14 protein-coding genes are annotated in these 18,801 nt (G+C 58.1%); 8 read left to right on the top strand and 6 right to left on the bottom strand.

The window, feature by feature from the left end; all coding sequences use genetic code 11:
- The first annotated feature begins 81 nt into the window (after positions 1-81).
- From ACR0IV_RS08700 to ACR0IV_RS08675, 6 genes are all read left to right on the top strand, one after another.
- Positions 82-579: a class I SAM-dependent methyltransferase gene (locus ACR0IV_RS08700; RefSeq protein ID WP_480469038.1), complete on the top strand. Its 498-nt coding sequence runs from the start codon at positions 82-84 to the stop codon at positions 577-579.
- A gap of 79 nt (positions 580-658) precedes the next feature.
- Positions 659-1,288: a glutathione S-transferase gene (locus ACR0IV_RS08695; protein WP_480469039.1), complete on the top strand. Its 630-nt coding sequence runs from the start codon at positions 659-661 to the stop codon at positions 1,286-1,288.
- Positions 1,289-1,395: 107 nt separating this feature from the next.
- Positions 1,396-3,798 (top strand): GcvT family protein, encoded by a 2,403-nt coding sequence (locus tag ACR0IV_RS08690; protein ID WP_480657015.1) that lies wholly within the window; start codon positions 1,396-1,398, stop codon positions 3,796-3,798.
- 2 nt (positions 3,799-3,800) lie between these two features.
- Complete coding sequence (locus tag ACR0IV_RS08685) at positions 3,801-5,345, top strand: trimethylamine methyltransferase family protein (RefSeq protein ID WP_480657016.1); 1,545 nt, start codon at positions 3,801-3,803, stop codon at positions 5,343-5,345.
- On the top strand, positions 5,346-6,020 hold the full coding sequence (locus tag ACR0IV_RS08680; RefSeq protein WP_480469042.1) for a TetR/AcrR family transcriptional regulator: 675 nt from the start codon (positions 5,346-5,348) through the stop codon (positions 6,018-6,020).
- On the top strand, positions 6,017-7,321 hold the full coding sequence (locus tag ACR0IV_RS08675) for an NAD(P)/FAD-dependent oxidoreductase (RefSeq protein ID WP_480657017.1): 1,305 nt from the start codon (positions 6,017-6,019) through the stop codon (positions 7,319-7,321). The genes ACR0IV_RS08680 and ACR0IV_RS08675 overlap by 4 nt, the downstream gene beginning before the upstream one ends.
- A gap of 241 nt (positions 7,322-7,562) precedes the next feature.
- Here ACR0IV_RS08675 and ACR0IV_RS08670 read toward each other — a convergent pair whose 3' ends face one another.
- Entirely contained in the window at positions 7,563-10,991 is a 3,429-nt protein-coding gene (locus tag ACR0IV_RS08670; RefSeq protein ID WP_480657018.1) for an indolepyruvate ferredoxin oxidoreductase family protein, read from the bottom strand.
- 142 nt (positions 10,992-11,133) lie between these two features.
- Between ACR0IV_RS08670 and ACR0IV_RS08665 the strand changes: the two genes are divergently transcribed.
- Entirely contained in the window at positions 11,134-11,595 is a 462-nt protein-coding gene (locus ACR0IV_RS08665; RefSeq protein WP_480657019.1) for an Lrp/AsnC family transcriptional regulator, read from the top strand.
- Positions 11,596-11,598: 3 nt separating this feature from the next.
- Here ACR0IV_RS08665 and ACR0IV_RS08660 read toward each other — a convergent pair whose 3' ends face one another.
- On the bottom strand, positions 11,599-11,988 hold the full coding sequence (locus ACR0IV_RS08660; protein ID WP_480471876.1) for a DUF3307 domain-containing protein: 390 nt from the start codon (positions 11,986-11,988) through the stop codon (positions 11,599-11,601).
- 169 nt (positions 11,989-12,157) lie between these two features.
- Here ACR0IV_RS08660 and ACR0IV_RS08655 point away from each other — a divergent pair, with 169 nt between their 5' ends.
- On the top strand, positions 12,158-15,199 hold the full coding sequence (locus tag ACR0IV_RS08655) for an ABC transporter transmembrane domain-containing protein (RefSeq protein ID WP_480469046.1): 3,042 nt from the start codon (positions 12,158-12,160) through the stop codon (positions 15,197-15,199).
- 5 nt (positions 15,200-15,204) lie between these two features.
- Here the strand turns inward: ACR0IV_RS08655 and ACR0IV_RS08650 are convergent, their stop codons facing one another.
- The 4 genes from ACR0IV_RS08650 to ACR0IV_RS08635 form a co-directional block, all read right to left on the bottom strand.
- Positions 15,205-15,492: an ArsR/SmtB family transcription factor gene (locus ACR0IV_RS08650; protein WP_480657020.1), complete on the bottom strand. Its 288-nt coding sequence runs from the start codon at positions 15,490-15,492 to the stop codon at positions 15,205-15,207.
- A 114-nt stretch (positions 15,493-15,606) separates the two neighbouring features.
- Positions 15,607-16,839 (bottom strand): mandelate racemase/muconate lactonizing enzyme family protein, encoded by a 1,233-nt coding sequence (locus ACR0IV_RS08645; RefSeq protein ID WP_480469047.1) that lies wholly within the window; start codon positions 16,837-16,839, stop codon positions 15,607-15,609.
- A gap of 18 nt (positions 16,840-16,857) precedes the next feature.
- Positions 16,858-17,952 (bottom strand): Zn-dependent alcohol dehydrogenase, encoded by a 1,095-nt coding sequence (locus ACR0IV_RS08640; RefSeq protein WP_480657021.1) that lies wholly within the window; start codon positions 17,950-17,952, stop codon positions 16,858-16,860.
- Between the two features lie 128 nt (positions 17,953-18,080).
- Positions 18,081-18,794, bottom strand: coding sequence for an alpha/beta fold hydrolase (locus tag ACR0IV_RS08635; RefSeq protein ID WP_480657022.1), 714 nt, complete (start codon positions 18,792-18,794; stop codon positions 18,081-18,083).
- Positions 18,795-18,801: the final 7 nt, after the last annotated feature.

Below are 18,801 nucleotides of genomic sequence, written 5' to 3'. Positions count from 1 at the left end.
ACCTACACAAAGTCTTGAGATTTTGTCATCTAAGGCGCAACCGATGCCTATTAGGCTTGTCCAAAACAATGAGGTTTGCCCGTGTCCCAGCAACAAAGCCGACTGGATCTGTTCATCGATCGCATGGTGTCACAGCGTGCCTGCCTGGATTTTGCGATTGCGCAGACAGCAGGCCAGCCCGGTCCCGTGTTTGAGTTGGGTTTGGGCAATGGGCGCACCTATCACCATATGGTGCAGTATATTCCGGATCGTTCGATCTATGTATTCGAACGTGCGATCGCCTCACATCCGGATTCAACCCCGCCCGACGATCTGGTGATTCTGGGCGATGTACGCGAGACGCTGCCTGCCTCGGTCGAACGGTTCGGTGCATCTGCCAGCCTAATTCATGCCGATCTTGGTGGACATAATCGGGAAAAGAATGACGCTTTTGCCCGCTTCGTCTCGCCTCTGATCGAGCCGTTGCTGGCTCCGGGCGGGCTGATGGTGTCGAGCGACCGGATGTATTTCGAGGCTTTGAAGGAACTGCCCTTGCCAGAAGGCGCGGTTGAAGGGCGCTGCTTCATCTATCAACGCTGAAATGCCGTAGGGTAACTTGCGTATTTAACCGGAAGGGCCGCTAACCTTCGAGATGTCATGCCTCGAAGGAAGTTGCGTCATGTTATTCTACGATTGCTCGACCGCCCCCAATCCACGCCGCGCCCGGATGTTTATCGCCGAGAAGCGCATTCAGATTGAAACGCGTGACATTTCAATCGCTGAGGGAGAGCAGCTGAGCGATGCGTTTCGCGCTGTGAATCCGCGTGCCACCTTGCCCGTTCTGGTGACGGATGAGGGGTCGGTCCTGACTGAGAATTTGGGTATCGCGGCCTATCTCGAAGCACGCTTTCCTGAACCTGCCCTCATGGGTCAAACGCCGGACGAAAAAGGCATGGTGCTGATGTGGAACGCGCTTGTTGAGCAGCAAGGCGGCTTACCGATTGCCGAAACGCTGCGAAATGCGCACCCGGCCTTTAGGGACAGGGCGATTCCCGGCCCGGTGAATTATGCGCAGATCCCCGAGCTGGCGCAGCGCGGGAGCGACCGGGTGCACAAGTTTTTCGATCTGCTCGAAAGTCGTCTGCGCGAGAGTGCGTTCCTCGCCGGTGACGCGTTTTCGCTGGCCGATATCTCGGCCTTTGTCTTCGTCGATTTCGCTCGCGTCATCAAAATGCGTGTCCCCGCCGGGAACACCGCAACGCAAGCTTGGTTTGACGTAATCAAAAGCCGCCCCAGCGCTCAGCTTTAGGTTATTTTTGCATCAAGTCTCATCAGGCACAGGACTGTACAGAAATGTCTAGACAGAAGTGAACAGTGCTATTAGCGTCCTCTGCGAGTCATGCAGGGGAGTGCAGGATGAAATCTCAGTATCGTGTCGTAGTCATCGGTGGCGGCGTGGTTGGCGCCTCGGTTCTGTATCATCTGGCCAAGTTCGGTTGGTCCGATGTGGTTATGCTGGAGCGGCGGCGCTTGGCGTCCGGTTCGTCCTGGCATGCGGCGGGTGGCATCCATGCCCTGAACGCCGATCCCAACATGGCATCGCTGCAGGCCTATACCATCGACTTGCTCAGCGAGATCGAAAAGGAGTCGGGTCAGAATATCGGTCTGCACATGACCGGCGGCCTGACGCTGGCAGGCACGCCTGAGCGGTGGGAGTGGCTGCAGGCCAATTACCGCATCTTCCAATCCATCGGCATTGATGATTGCGAGCTACTGACCCCGGAAGAAGCACAGCGCCGTTGCCCGATCATGTCTACTGATGGCGTATTGGGCGCGATGTGGGCGGATCGCGAAGGTTACATCGACACCACCGGCACAGTGCAGGCTTATGCCACTGCAGCCAAGAAGCGCGGTGCTGCGTATTACGAAGAGACCAAAGTCGAAGAGCTGATCCAGACCGACGATGGCTGGCAGGTGGTAACCGACAAAGGCACGATCACCTGTGAGCATGTGGTCAACGCTGCTGGTCTCTGGGCCAAACAGGTGGGGCGTATGGCTGGCGTGGAACTGCCTGTTTCGCCGCTCAAACACCACTACCTGATCACTGACTCTGTCCCAGAAGTGGCCGAAGCCGATTTCGAGATGCCAATGACGGTCGATCTCGAAGGCTTTACTTATATGCGGCAGGACCAGAAGGGCGTTCTGGTTGGCATCTACGAGGTTGACCATGAACATTGGGCTATGGACGGTGCGCCTTGGAACTATGGCGAAGAGCTGTTTCAGGAACAACTCGACCGGATCGAAAATGAACTGACGCTGGGCTTTGAGCGTTATCCTTCGATCCAGAATGTGGGCATCAAGACATGGGTGAACGGCGCGTTTACCTTCTCGCCTGATGGAAACCCTCTGGTCGGTCCGGTGCCCGGCAAGCGCGGCTATTGGTCAGCCTGTGCAGTAATGGCCGGGTTCCTGCAAGGCGGTGGCGTCGGCAAGACGTTGGCCGAATGGATGATCCATGGAGAGCCCGAGGCTGATGCGTGGCCGATGGATGTGGCACGTTATGGCGATTTCGCGCAGAACAAACGCTACATCCGCGAGACGACCGGTCAGTTCTATTCCCGCCGTTTCGTGATGACCTATCCGAACGAGCAATTGCCCGCAGGCCGTCCGCTGAAAATGGCCCCGGCCCATGATGCGATGACCGAGGCGGGGTGCAAATGGGGTGTGAGCTGGGACCTCGAAGTGCCGCTCTATTTCGCGCCGAAAGGGTTCGAGGAGACGCCAACGCTCAAGCGGTCGAACGCACATGAGATCGTGGCTGAAGAATGTAAGGTGATCCGCGAAGGGGTTGGCTTGTTGGATATCTCGGGCTTTTCCCGGTTCGAAGTTACCGGGCCAAATGCCGAGGCATGGCTGGACAACGTCATGGCTTCAAAACTCCCCGCGCCGGGTCGGGCCAAGCTGGCGCCGATGCTGGGTGAGAATGGGCGTCTCAAGGGTGACCTCACCGTGCTCAACTGGGGCGATGGCACATGGTGGATCATGGGCAGCTATTACCTGCGCGCTTGGCATATGCGCTGGTTCGACGATCATATGATGGATGGCGTTACCGTGCGCGATCTGGGCGAGGAATACTGCGGCTTCGCCGTGGTGGGGCCGAAATCGCAGGCAGTGGTTGAGAAGCTGGCTGAGCAGGATATCTCGGGCCTGAAATTTATGGGCTGCGGTGATTTCGATATCGGTCTGGTTCGCGGCCGCGTTGCGCGCATGTCGGTGACCGGCGAAAAAGGGTATGAGATCAACTGCCGCTATGGCGATCATATCAAACTACGCCGCATGCTGCTGGAGGCCGGAGCTGACGAAGGCATCCGCGAATGTGGTTTCAACGCAATGTTATCGACAAGGTTGGAGAAAAGCTTTGGCATCTGGTCGGCGGAGTTCACACAACTCTACACGCCCGGCATGACCGGTATGGATCGCTGGATCGACTGGGATAAGGACTTTGTCGGTAAAGAGGCGGCGCTGGCCGAACGTGATGGCAATGGTCCGGCGCAGGTTCAGGTGACACTTGAGGTCGACGCAGATGACGCCGATGCCAGCGGGTATGAACCGATTTGGGCCGGAGGAGAGCGTGTGGGCTTTGTCACCTCGGGCGGCTACGGCCATTACACCGGCAAGTCACTGGCCATGGCTCTGGTCGATCGCGACAAGGCTGAGCCAGGGACCGAGCTGTCGGTCCATGTGGTCGGTGTTGAACGCTCGGCCCGCGTGGTTGCGCCGTCGCCTTACGACCCGCAGGGCAAAGCGATGCGAGGTTGATCATGGAGGCAGAGGTCGGAAGACGCCGTCGCCGTGGACGTGGGGCTGAGGCGGCCCCACAGCCAAGTCGTGATGTGAACTATCGCCAGCTTCGCAACCCGTTTCCGCAGATGGAAGTATTCCCGGCGGATCAGGTCGCGGACATGCACGAAACTGCCCTGCGCACACTGGAAGAGCTGGGTGTAAAAGTCCTGCTGCCCGAGGCACGCCGGATTTATGCGCAGAGCGGCGCGCGCGTGGATGAAGACAGCGAGATGGTCTTTATCGGTCGCGACATGGTCGAGGCTGCAGTGGCTTCTGTCCCCAAATCCATAGCCTGTCGCGCCGGCGCGCGGCGGCGGGATTTCACGTTGGAGCTGGGCTCTTTGGTGTTTCAGCCCGGGGCGGGGGCGCCGAACGCAACTGATCTGGAACGTGGGCGCAGACCGGCGAGCGGACAGGATTATCTGGAGTTTCTCAAGCTCACGCATCACTTCGATGTCTTCCAGATGATCTCGCCCCAAGTGGAGCCGCAGGACGTGCCGACTAACGTGAGGCACTACTTTACGACACAGGCGCAAATGGAGCTGACGGACAAGTTCCCGTTCTTCTTTTCGCGTGGAACGCCGCAGGTGATGGACTGTTTTGAGATGCTGTCCATGGCGCGCGGGCTCAGCGATGATGATTTCCGGGCCAATCCGCATTGCTATACGATCATCAATACCAATAGCCCCCGAACGTTGGATATCCCAATGGCGCAGGGGCTGATCGACTTTGCCCGCCATGGGCAGATGTCGATCATCACGCCGTTTACGCTGATGGGGGCGATGGCACCAATCACCGTTGCCGGGGCCATCACCCTGTCGCATGCCGAGGCGCTTGCGGCTTTGACCCTGACGCAACTGACGAACCCCGGTGCCCCCGTGTGCTATGGGACCTTCACCAGCAACGTTGATATGAAATCCGGTGCACCCGCTTTTGGAACGCCGTCGCATTTCCAGGCCTCGCTGGCTGCCGGTCAGTTGGCCCGGCATCTCGGACTTCCCTGGCGCTCAGCAGCCGGGTCTGCGGCCAACATCAACGACGTACAGGCCGCCAATGAAAACCAGTTCGGGCTATGGGGCTGCCTAATGGCCGGGGCGACGGTGATCATTCACTCGGCTGGATGGCTCGAAGGTGGCCTGACCGTGTCCTTCGAGAAGATGATCTGCGACGCTGAGGTGCTGAACATGGTGGCCGAGCTATGTGCTGGCGCGCAGGCCGGTGGGGCTGAGATCGGGTTCGACACTGCCCTCAGCGAGGTAGAGCCCAGTGGTCATTTCTTTGCCACCAGCCAAACGATGGAGCGCTATAACACCGCGTTTTATGAGCCCCACCTGCATGATTATGCCAATTTCGGTACTTGGACCGAGCGCGGCTCGATCGATGCCAACCACCGCGCAACGGGTGTGTGGAAGGATATCCTGGCCAATTTCAAAGCGCCGTCGTCGGATATGGATCGCATCGGCGCATTGAAGGATTTCATCGCACGACGCACGGAAGAGGGCGGCGCGCCGCCGGAGAGTTGAATGAACACCAAACCCATCCTTCACCGTGATGACCCAAAGGCCGAACCGCTGGTCGGCAACATCAAGGTCACGCGTGACGATTGGCTGAACGTGGCGATGGACGTGCTGATCTCGGACGGTGTGGATCAGATCAAAGTCCTGAACCTGGCAGAGCGGATGGCCGTGTCGCGGTCATCTTTCTATTGGTATTTCAAATCCCGGCAGGAATTGCTGGACGCCCTGCTGGCGCGCTGGCAGGCGATGAACACGGCGGCTCTGGTGGCGCAAGCTGAGGCTCCGGCCGAGACCATAACCGGTGCGGTCTGCAATGTGCATCGCTGCGTGGTGAATACCGATCTGTTCGACACTGCGCTGGACTTTGCCATTCGCGACTGGGCGCGCAAATCCGGCAAGGTGCGCCGCGCACTGGACCAGTCCGATGCACGGCGGCTTGAAGCGTTGCATGCGATGTTCACGCGCTATGGCTATACCGAGGTTGAGGCCGAGACCCGCGCGCGTGTCCTCTATTATATGCAGATCGGTTATGACCTCGCGCAGTTGAATGAACCCATCTCGGTGCGGATCTCGATGGTCCCCCATTACCTTTATGTTTTTACCGGGGTCGAGCCGCGCGCCGAAGAAGTCGAAGAATTCAGCAGATATAGTCGGAGCCACTGGAAAGGAGACCCCGCATGAGTCAGCCAGATGCAGTCATCATCGGCTCTGGCGTGATCGGCGCAGCCATCGCGTTCGAGATGTCGAAGGCCGGGTGGAAGACCCTGTCGCTGGATCGCAATACGCAGGTCGGACATGGCTCCACCGCCGGGTCCTGCGCCATCATCAGAATGCATTACTCGACATTTGATGGAACTGCGTTCGCGTGGGAGGGCTATCATTATTGGCGGGATTGGGCAGAGTATCTGGGGCTGCCGGAGGATGCCGTTCTGGCGCAATTCCGGCAGACTGGTTGTCTGGTCATGAAAACCGACGCCAACGGGTATCTGGACAAACACAAAACCAACAGCACCGAATTGGAGTGCCCGTTCGAGGAATGGTCACCGGAGGACATTAAGAAACACTTGCCGATCTATTCGCTTGATAGTTTTGCCCCGGCAAAGCGCATGGACGATCCCGAATTCGGACAACCCAACGGAGAGCAGATGCAGGGTGCTGTGTTCTGGCCCAAAGCGGGTTATGTCACGGACCCGGCCTTGTCGGCGCAAAACCTGATGGACGCCGCCAAACAACACGGCGCAGATGTGCGCACAGGTGTTAAGGTGGTGGAGATCCTCACCGACACCGGGCGTGTCTCGGGCGTCAAACTGGCCTCGGGCGAGGAAATCCACGCGAAAGTCGTCGTGAATGTCGCGGGTCCCGGCTCGGCGATCATCAACGGCATGGCTGGGGTTCTGGACGACATGACCATCGAAACCCGTCCGCTCCGGCAGGAAGTGGTGCACGTTCCAGCGCCCGAAGGTTTTGATTTCGAAAGCCAGGGTACCATCGTTTCGGACAGCGATATCGCGCTTTATTGCCGGCCTGAACATGGCAATCACATCCTGATCGGATCTGAAGACCCGGAATGCGACCCGCATCAGTGGTGCGAGGACGATCAGAACTACAACCACGACTTCACCGATCAGTGGACCACGCAGGCGATGCGATATGCGCAGCGGGTTCCGAGCCTTGGCATTCCTTCGAAAACTCGCGGTGTGGTTGATCTCTATGATGCGTCAACCGACTGGATTCCGATCTATGACAAATCCAGCCTTCCGGGGTTCTACATGGCCTGCGGCACCAGCGGGAACCAGTACAAGAACGCCCCGATCGCGGGCAAGATGATGGCGGCCCTGATCGATTATTGCGAGGGTGGGGCGGATCACGATGCAAATCCGCTGCAGTTCGAGCTGCCTTATATCGGGCGCAGGATCGATGTCGGGTTCTACTCGCGCAAACGACCGATCAATAACGAAAGCAGCTTCTCGGTTCTGGGCTAGACGGCAGCGTGGGTCGGCCTGGCTTTCCGAGGAACTGGAAAAAGGGCCGTTCCTATGACAGATCAAGCCCCGTATGTTCTGACCCATGGCAGCTTAAACCCTTCACGCATATTATCACCATCAGCAACGCATGGTGTCTCCGCAGTGAATGGAGTTTCCTCATCCACTCCGAGGGCTTTCCTGCCGACATCGATGCGTTCGACAAGCGGTGGCTCAAGATCTGTCGATCCTCATGTCCGGATCAGGTCGCTTGACCGGATCGGCCTTTCAGCAACTCGTCCGCCTTCAACTCCGCGGCGCGGGCGGCCTCGATGCGAACCGGACCATATCCCCGGACCTCATCGGCGCAAGCCAACGCATCATACCAAATGGCGTCATCCTCGGAGGAATAGGTTGCCTGCAACTGATCCAGCAGGGACCGATACCATCTCAACACATCCCGATGCAGACGCGCCTCAGCGTGATACCCAAAGGGATTAAACGCTGACCCGCGCAAACCGCGCAGACGTGATAACCCCTGAAGAATCGGGCGCATCCACGGACCTAACGCAAATTTGAGCGGCCTTCCGCGCTCATCCTTTCGCCAGCTCAGTATCGGCGGAGCAAAATGGTATTTGGTTTTAAAGTCGCCTTCGAACTGCTGCGCAAGTTCATCCGTGAAGGCAGAGGATGTGTGCAACCGGGCCACTTCGAACTCGTCCTTATAAGCCATGAATCGGAACAGGTTGCGGGCGACGGACTCCAGGACACGACCAGAAATTTCCGGCTTGGATGCACGGATTGCTTCGATCTGCTGCGCATAGCGTTCAGCATAAGCCGCGTCCTGATATTCTGTCAGATACGCAACCCGACGCGCGATCATCTGATCGAGCGTTTCTTCTGCCTCGGTCGGTTGCGTCAGCCCCTGAACCCGGCCGGGATCAACTGCTAGGCAACGCCCAAGTGCGAAAGCCAGTCGGTTCTTCTCGATCGCGACACCGTTGAGCAGGATGGCCTGAGCCAGCGCGCTGTGCGAGACGGGTACCAGTGCCTTTTGCCACGCGTAGCCTAACATGATGACATTGGCGAAGACTGTATCCCCAAGCAGCGCCTCGGCAATTGCGTTTGCATCAAGGCTGGACAAATTATCAGCCCCCACCACATCGGCAATGGCCTGTTCCCGTGCATCGACCCGAAGCTGAGCATCACGCCGCAGCACAAGATCTCCGGTCGGCATCTCGGCCAAGTTCAGCACGACCTGTGTGCCATGCGTATAATGGGCGGAGGCTTTAGGCGCCGAACTGACGACCACATCGCAGCCAATCACCGCATCCGCCGCGCCCTGATCAATACGAACCTGATTAAGCGCATCGGGTGCGGTGCCAAGGCGAATATAGCTCAGCACTGTTCCGAATTTCTGGGCAAAGCCGGTGAAATCCAGAACTGAGGCCCCTTTGCCCTCCAGATGCGCCGCCATGGTGATCAAGGCTCCAACTGTAACTACGCCGGTTCCGCCGACGCCCGTTACCAGAAGATCGAATGGCTTATCCAGTGAGTGAACTTCAGGAGTGGGTAAATCCGCCTCAATCACATTGAGGTCCAGTTCTATGGTCCGCTTTCTACGGGTTGCGCCCTCGATGGTCACGAAACTCGGGCAGAACCCGTTCAGGCACGAGAAATCCTTGTTGCAGGAACTCAGATTGATTTTGCGCTTGCGACCCAGCGGGGTTTCGCGCGGTTCAACGCTCAGGCAATTCGACGCGACTGAACAGTCGCCGCAGCCTTCGCAGACCAGATCGTTGATCCAGACGAAGGTCGAGGGGTCCTCCATCGTGCCACGCTTGCGGCGGCGGCGCTTTTCGGTGGCGCAGGTTTGTTCATAGATCAGAACCGTGACACCGGGAATGTCGCGCAACTCTCGTTGCAAGCTGTCCATCTTTGCCCGATCGTGAAACGTGGTTCCCACCGGGAAATTGGCGCGGTCGAATTTGGAGATATCATCCGAGACCAGCGCGATCCGTTCTACCCCTTCTGCACGACAGGTCTGGGCAATACCCGCTACGCTGACAGGTCCATCTACCGGCTGCCCTCCGGTCATCGCGACCGCATCATTGTAGAGGATTTTATACGTGATGTTCGTCTCGGCAGCTACAGCCTGACGGATAGCGAGAGAGCCCGAATGATACCACGTTCCCTCACCAAGGTTCTGGAAGATGTGCTTGCCGCCGTTGAATTGCGAAGCCACTACATGGGGCACGCCCTCGCCCCCCATCTGCGCATAGCCGACCGTCTCGCGATCCATCCACGAGGCCATGACGTGGCAACCGATTCCGCTGGCGGCGGTGGAGCCTTCGGGAACTTTGGTCGAAGTATTGTGCGGGCAACCCGAGCAGAAATAGGGTGTCCGCTTTGCGCCGGAAACACTTATGACTGGCGGAGGTGTTTCAGTCAGAGCGCGCGCCTTGGCGGGCAGGTTTTCTTCCGGAAAGAACGTATCAAGGCGGGCGGCCACGATGGGGGCTAGCATCAAGGGGCTGAGCTCCCCGGTCCACGGGATCAGCGGCTCACCGTGGCTGTCATACTTCCCCACCATTTTGTGGGGTTTGTCGCCGGGCCAGTCATAGAAATATTCCTTGAACTGGCTTTCGATAATGCCGCGCTTTTCCTCTACGACCAGAACCTCGGCTTTGCCCTTCACAAAGCGCAATGCGTTGCGGCGCGCCAGCGGCCAGACCATGCCAACCTTGTAGATGTCGATCCCCAGACGGCGGCAGGCGGCCTCATCCAGACCCAGCAGACGCAAGGCCTCCATCAGATCCAGATGCCCCTTGCCGGTGGTCACGAAGCCGAACTTCGCATTGTCGATGTCATAAATGCGCCGGTCGATGGGGTTCTCTTCAGCAAAGGCCCGTACGGCACGCAGCTTGTGTTGGATACGAGTTTCAATCTCGGGTGAGGGTAGGTCTGCGGTCCGCACATGCAATCCGCGTTCGGGCAGGTCAAGTTGCGGCAGGGTGAAGCTTCGGTCTGGGCGCAGGTTGACGGAGCGTGCACTCTCGACTGTTTCCGAGATGGCCTTGAATCCGACCCATGTGCCTGAAAAGCGGGACAGGGCGAACCCGTATTCCCCGAATTCGAGATATTCCGCGACCGAGGCGGGGTTCAACGTGGGCATGAACCACGCCATGAAGGCCACATCCGACTGGTGCGGCATCGAAGAGCTGACACAACCATGGTCATCGCCAGCCACAACCAACACGCCGCCTTTTGGTGCAGAGCCGTAGGCGTTGCCGTGTTTCAAGGCATCCCCGGATCGGTCGACACCGGGGCCTTTGCCGTACCACATGGAAAAGATACCCTCGACCTCGCAATGCGGATCCAGTGTAGCCTGCTGCGCCCCAAGCACAGCCGTCGCCCCGAGGTCTTCGTTCACAGCGGGCATGAAGGTGATGCGGTCGGCTTTTAACCGCTCCTTGGCGCGCCAGAGTTCGAGGTCCAATCCACCCAGAGGAGAGCCGCGATATCCCGAGACAAAACCGGCTGTGTTCAGACCTGCGTCCCGGTCCCTGCGTGCCTGATCCATCATGATCCTAGCCAAAGCTTGGGTGCCCGTCAGAAAGACCCGGCCTTGGGTCAGGGCATAGCGGTCCTCAAGCTGATAGATGCGGGGGTTGGGGTCGTGGTGGCTCATTCCGGCGATCCATGGGTGTTAACTGTAAGAGTTGGAAGTTTATCCCGGCGAGGCTGAATAATTTTGCCTAAAATCGCGAGATATGTGAGTAAACAGGATGAGTATCTCGATTCCTTGAAGAAAATCGGATAAATAAACCACTATGACCGAGCTCGATGACAGAGATCGCCGCCTCCTCGCTCTCCTGCAAAGTGATTGCCGCATGTCCAATGCCGAATTGGCCGATACCGTCGGAATGTCGGCTTCGGCCCTTTGGCGCAGGGTCAGAGCGCTGGAAGAGGCGGGGGTGATCGAGCGTTATGGTGCATTGGTAAATCCCCCCGCTATAGGGCTTACCTTCGAGGCTATCGTGCATGTACATCTGACGCGCCACGACCCCGAGAAGATCGTGGATTTCATCCGGGCCGTTGAGACCAGCAAGGAAGTTCAGGAGTGTTATGCCACGACCGGGCAGGCGGACTATCACTTGCGCGTTCTGTGCCGCGACCTTGCGGCCTATAACGTTTTCCTCGAGGATTTTTTGTTCCGCTTGCCAGCCGTTGCCAGCGCGCAAACCAATGTCGTGCTGCGCCCGATCAAGCGGAATCGTCCGGTAGTTCCCTGAGTATCAGGTGGCGAAGGACACCCAGGCCCAAGCCATGCCGATATAAGTCAGGTTGTGCATAAGTTGATCCAGACCGGCAGCGCGCCAGAATGCGGCCTGATTGGGTTGCAGCTGCTTTCGCTCTGAATAATGCGCTTTAGCGAAGTCGATGTGGAAATGCACGATCCACTCTAGCGCGGCAATGATCAGGATGAATTCTACCGGCGCGCGAAACAGCGCGAAGATAAGGACTGAGCCCACGACATGCACAGCTGCGTGCTGCGCGCGCCCCACATGGAAATACGAGCCTCGCCCGGAAAGCATTTTGGGCGTCTGTAAATAATAATCGGCAAACATATGTTTGATCTGAAGCAGACAGAGCAACAGAAACACAGCGCCAAAACTGGCAGGCAAATTAATCCTCCCGATATCGTCCTGAATCAGAAGACTAGGGGGTAATTGGCTGCCGCGCAAATGAACTTGTTCACACAAGGGTAATTCGGCGCAATTTGGAAATTTAATTGCGTCCACGGATACGATTGCGGTAACTTCGGGCTGTTGTATTCACGCCAAAAACATCGATTTGAGCGGCGGATCAAAAGCAGGGGCGGGTTCCATAGAACGAACGATTTTTCGGTTCATCTGGAAATACTCCAAGCGCGACCAGTTGATCCTGCTGGCCGTGACGGCGACGCTGTTTCCGTTGTTGTATCTGACGCTGGAACTGCCCAAGCGTATTATCAACGATGCGATCGGCGCGACCAGCGATATTGTCAACGTCTGGGGTTATGCGCTGCCGCAGACGACGTTCCTGATGATCTTGTGCTTTGCCTTCCTGGCGGCCGTTTTGGCCCATGGCTTGATGAAGATGCGCATCAATACCATGAAAGGTGTCCTGAGCGAACGGATGCTGCGCCGTTTCCGGTATCAGTTGATCAGCCGCGCGCTCCGCTTTCCGCAACCCTATTTCGAGCGTGTGAGCCAGGGCGAGATGGTCTCGATGATCACCGCCGAAAGCGAGCCGATGGGCGGGTTAATGGGCGATGCGATCAGCCAGCCAGTGCTGCAGGCCGGGCAAATGATCACCATCCTGTCGTTCCTGTTTTTACAAAGCGTATGGTTCGGGTTGGCAGCGGTTGCATTGATACCTTTGCAGGCTTGGTTGATTCCGCGCTTGCAGCGCCAAATCAATCTTCTGAACAAGAAACGCATACAAGAAGTCCGCGTACTGGCTGCTCAGATCGGCGAGAACGCGGCGGGTGCTTCGACCCTGCGGGCCAATGGCGGTTGGCGCTATCGTCGGGCGATGATCTCGGATCAGTTGGGCCGGTTATTCGGCATCCGGTTCGAGATTTATCAGAAAAAATTCTTTATGAAGTTCATCAACAACTTCATCTCGCAACTGACGCCGTTCATGTTCTATCTGGTGGGTGGCCTGCTGGTGTTGCAGGGTTCGGTTTCGCTGGGGGCTCTGGTGGCCGCGCTGGCGGCGTATAAGGACCTGAGTTCTCCATGGAAGGAATTGCTGACCTATTATAACCAGACGCAGGATATGTCGCTGCGCTGGGAAGTTGTGATTGAACGTTTCGCGCCGGACGGGATGATCAACGAATCCCTTTTCGATGGCGAGCCCGACCAGCGTCCGCATTTGAATGGCGATATCGTCCTTAACCGGATTTCGGTACGCGATATCGACGGTAATCAGGTGCTGGACGATCTGGATCTGACCTTTCCTGCGGGCCAGACCATCGGTATCGCGGCCCCCAGCGAAGAAGATCGCCACGCCCTGACCGAATTGCTAACGCGCGAGGTTTTGCCCACCTCAGGAAGGCTTGAGGTTGGTGGGGTCGATATGTCAGGGCTGCACCAAAGCGTTGTTGCAGCGCGGATCGGTCTGGCGACCTCGCGCCCGGTCATGTTTCAGGGAACGCTGGGCGAGAACGTCATGATGCCGATCCGGTCGCGTCCGATGTCTACTGCGACCGAGGATCCCGATTTCGCCGAGACATTGCGGGCGGGCAACAGCACAGATCCCTTTCAGGCGGAATGGTTAGACCCCGGACTTGCCGGTTTCGACGATATCACTCATCTGCGTGAATGGTGGCTTAGACTGATCGACGGCATGGGTTCGGGTGCAACGCTGTTCCAGCGGGGCGCCGAACAGGTTTTCAATGCAAAAGAGCGACCGGAACTTGCAGCCAAGTTGGTTGAATTGCGCCCATTGGTGCAAAAAGCTGTGCGCGAGGCTGGGCTGGAACAGCAGGCGTTGGTCTTTGACCGTTGCGCTTACAACCCCGCGCTGCCTGTGGTAGAGAACCTGCTGTTCGCGACCCCTCGTGTGCCGGTCACACAGCAACTGTTGGCAAAACAAACGGTGTTCCTGGGGCAACTGCGGGAGCTAGGGCTGGATGAAACACTGGCCAACCTGACCCGAGATGTAATCGAAATGCTGCGCCAGATCTTTGGATTGGACGGCACAGATCATCCATTATTCCGCAAGCTGGGCCTTGAGGTCACAACCTACGAGGCGGCAGTTGAGCTGGTCGAACAGACCCGCAAGGAAGGCGTCAGCGGGCTAGATGACGAGCAATTGGCCAACCTGCTGGCTGTGCCCTTCGTGATTTCGGCGGAACAGATCGGCCCGGCTTTCTCGGACGAATTGAAGAACCGCATTCTAGAGCTGCGACACAGCCATTCCGAGAAACTGCTGGAACGGTTGCACAACGTCTTTGTGCCACTGGATGAGGCCACCTTTGCACCGGGTTTGACGGTGATGGAGAACGCGCTCTTTGGCAAGGTCAGTCAGATTGGCGGCGCGCGCACGGATGAGGCACGCAAGCTGATTGTGGATGTGTTGGCCGAAAACGGCGCACGCCCGATGGTGGTCGAACTGATCTATGACGTGCCGGTGGCGTTGGGTGGTCAGAACCTGCCTGCAGTTTTTGCCGAACCTCTGGCCTTTACCCGTGCTGCGATCAAGAAGCCGGATATCCTGATCCTCGAAAACGCGCTGGCCAGTTACGATATGCAGACGCAGGTGGCGGTGTATAAGAACCTGCGCGAATTGCTGCCAGAAGCGACCGTTATCTATCTGAATGACCAATTTGAAAGCCCGGACGTATTCGACATGTACGTTGAAATCCGGCAAGGTCGCGTCGTGACGGATGAAGGACCCACCGATGTCGAAGGCGACGGCGCGGCCTCGGCTGACCTTGGGCGCAAGCTGCGGGCGCTGGAGCAGACGCCGCTGTTCTCTGGTCTGGACCGTCGTCAGTTACGCCTGCTGGCCTTTGGTGCGCGCTGGTTCGATGCAAAGCCGGGGCAGGTGATCTTCCTCAAGGATGATCAGCCGACGGATGGTGCTTATGTCATTCTGGAAGGCGAAGCGGGATTGTATCTGCCCCATCCGGGAGAGGCAGATCAGTTAATCACCAAGGTCGGGGCAGGGGCTTTGGTCGGAGAGCTTGGCCTGATCCGCAAGGAGCCGCGCGCGCTGAGTATGATCGCCGAAACCGATCTATCGTGCCTGCGCATCGGGGAAGAGGAATTCCTGGCGGTTGTCGAAAACGATGCCGCGACGGCATTCAAGCTGTTGCAGGTGATCGCGGGATACGTCTCGAACTGACCGGATCAGCTTTCTGGTTGGCAGAACAGGTCATAAAGCAGCGCTATGACGCGTTCGGTTTTGCCGTCGTTCAGTGCGTAGTAAATTGTTTTGCCTTCGCGACGTGCTTTGACCAGCTGTTCTTCACGCAAGCGGGCCAGCATCTGGCTGACTGCTGCTTGCCGCATCCCCAGCAGTGCTTCTAATTCGCCCACGGATCGCTCACCTTCGCCAAGGTGACACAGCGTCATAAGGCGGCCTTCGTGCGCCAGTGCTTTCAGGAACGCGGTCGCCCGAGTGGCGCTCTCTTTCATGTCAGCGGAGGTGTCTGCAGATGGTGTCTTGGTTTCAGGGGGCTGCGTCGTCACTTAATAAACCGATATGCCATAAGGGGGTTCGCACAATATGCCCCATCTGGTCGCAGATTGTCACCCCTCGGTTGCCGGAGCACCACCCTGAAAGGCGTTTCCATGCTCATAATCGCAAGGATCTTCCTGCATCTGCAGGTGCAACCCGTCGCCTGAGTAAGGGTTGGCGCGGGCAAGGTCCTCGTCCACATCGATCCCCAGGCCGGGTGCGCTCGGTGGGGTGACGAAGCCGTTTTCGACCCGGATCGAGCTTTTGATCAACTGGTCATGGAACGGGGTTTCGATGGTTTCCAGCAGCAGGAGATTTGGAATGGATGCAGCCAGATGGATGTTGGCCGCCCACTCTACCGGTCCGGCGTAGAGGTGAGGTGCCATCTGGGCGTTGAACACTTCGGCCATAGCGGCGACTTTTTTCATCTCCCAGATACCGCCAGCGCGACCAAGCGCGGGTTGCAGGATTTCGGCGGCACCAGCACGCAGAACCGCGCCGAATTCAGCTTTGGTGGTCATCCGCTCACCCGTTGCAACAGGGATGCGTACAGCGCGGGCCACGCGGGCCATGTCCTCGATCATGTCGGGCGGGGTCGGCTCCTCGAACCAGAGCGGCGAATAAGGCTCAAGCGCCTGACCCAGACGAATCGCGCCGGCGGTATTGAACTGCCCATGGGTTCCGAACAGCAGATCGGCTTTGTCGCCCACGGCCTCACGAATGGCTTTGCAGAAGGCCACCGACATTGAGATATCGGTCATCGCAGGCATATGCCCGCCCCGGATGGTATAAGGGCCTGCAGGGTCGAATTTGACGGCCGTATAACCGCGACGCACCATTTCAGCAGCGCATTCCCCGGCCTGTTCAGGTGAGGTCCAGAAGTCTGTCAGATTATGCTGAGGCAGGGGGTAGAGATAGGTATAAGACCGAATGCGATCATTCATCCGCCCGCCCAGCAACGCATAAACCGGACGATCCCGGTCTTTGCCAAGGATATCCCAGCAAGCGATCTCAAGCCCTGAAAATGCGCCCATCACGGTCAGATCAGGGCGTTGGGTGAAGCCACTGGAATAAGCGCGGCGGAACATCAGCTCGATATTTTCGGGGTTCTCCCCCATCATGTGTCGTTCGAACACATCGCGGATGACATGGGTCATGGCTTCGGGACCGACGGAAGAGGCGTAGCATTCGCCCCAACCGATCACGCCCGTATCGGTCGTGACCTTGACCAGTATCCAATACCGCCCGCCCCAACCGGGTGCCGGAGGCGCGGTGACGATGACATCGAGATCCTGCAGTTTCACTTGGTATTCCCCCGGTTATCAGTCCCTGTCGAACAGGATCACATTGCGCTTGGCAGCACCGGTTTTGGTGTCCTCGATCGCCTCATTGATCTGCAACAGTGACCAACGACCCGAGATCAGCTCATCCAGTTTCAAACGCCCCTGTTCATAAAGATCGATCATCCACGGAATGTCCCGCTGGATCACAACGTCCCCCATTTTCGAACCGACCATACCCTGTCCCAGTGCGGCGAGAACGACGGGTTCATAGCTGGACATATCGCCCGAATGAGGCATCCCGACCATGATCGCCTTGCCGCCCCGACCCAGATAACGCGGGGCCTGATCATAAGCAGGGATCGCGCCGACGGTGATCAGAACCGCATCCGCGCCACGCCCGCCGAGGGCTTTATATGCGGCCTTCCACGGCGCATTGAGGCTACCCAAAACGCCATGTGTTGCGCCGAATTCCTTGGCGATCTCGAGCTTTTCTTCGGTCATGTCGACCGCAACGATCCGCCGCGCCCCGGCGATGCGTGCGCCCTGTATGGCGTTGAGGCCAACCCCGCCCGCACCAATCACGACAACATCCTGTCCGGGGCGCAACTCTGCGGCGTTCACCGCAGCGCCAACCCCGGTGATCACGCCACATGAAAGCAGGCTGGCGAGGTCCTTTGGCAGTGTTTCAGGGATTTTTACGATCTGACGATGGCTGACCACGACCTTCTCGGCAAAGGCTCCGCAGGCCATGGCTTGTTCCAGAGCGCCGCCATCCGCGGTGCGCAGTGGGCCCTTAACGGTGTCATATGGCGTTTCGCAAATGGTGGGCTTGCCGCCTGCGCAGGATGGGCATGATCCGCAGGCGCGGATCAGTGTCACGACCACGGGATCGCCCACCTTGAATGCCCCGGCGCCCTCTCCGATTGCCGAGATGACACCCGCAGCTTCATGTCCGTAAACGGCGGGCAGATGTCCGCCCCACGCCCCGCTGGCGAAAGAGATGTCCGAGTGGCAGATCGCCACCGCATCGAGCGTGACCTCGACCTCGCCCATACCGGGTGGTGCGATCAGAATATCCTCGATCACCAGTGGCGCGCCGAATTCCCGGCACACGGCTGCTTTGATGGTTTGCATGTCTTTCCCCGTTCCTTTTTCAGTCACGGTGACCCGTTGTGGATCAACAGGCAAGGCGGAATCCGCCACCCGGGTGTCGCTGTTGTGCTGAAAGGCAAACGAGGAGGGAGGAAACGCCTAATACACGCCTAAATTCGCTGCGATATCTGGTGCAGCAGTCCGGCCAGATGTTCCGGATGCGAAAAAAACGGTGAATGAGAGCTGTCGATGGTCAGGCTCAGGTTCGGATTTGCGCAATGTGCCATCTCGGCCTGATATTCGGTCGGAACGGTGCGATCATCTGTTGTACGGATATAAGCCTTAGGCACGCGTGCGAAATTCTCACTCAGATCCAGCGGAGTGTCTTGTGGCGCGATTGCTTGCGGGCAAAGACGCCCGAGAGCATAGGCAACAACTTCGCGCGGACAGTCATGATAGAACAACCCGTGCACCCGATCCGGCAAAACGCTGTAGGACAGACCATCTGCAGATTTCTCGACCGCATCCCCGATCAGCTGGCGCGGTGCACGTTTGCGCATTTCGATCATCGAAAGACTGGATTGCGGGACATATGCGCAGAGATAGACCAAAGCCCGCATCGCGTCGGGCGCGGCTTCGGCTGCTGCGCTGATCGGGTAACCGCCCCAGGAATGCCCAACGATGATTGTCTCTGGCTTTGAGGCATCCAGTACCGCATCCCGGCAAGATTCCAGCGTGACATCGGGAATGGGCGTTGGATCAGAGCCGTGGCTGGGCATGTCGATGGCGCGCGCAGTATGTCCGAACGTGGTAAGCTCGGGGATCAGATCGCGCCAGCACCAGGCACCATGGCAGGATCCGTGAACCAGCAAGAAATCAGCCAAGTCTACA

This window comes from Ruegeria sp. C2 (assembly GCF_056537765.1).
This window is presented reverse-complemented; position numbering and strand designations above follow the sequence as displayed.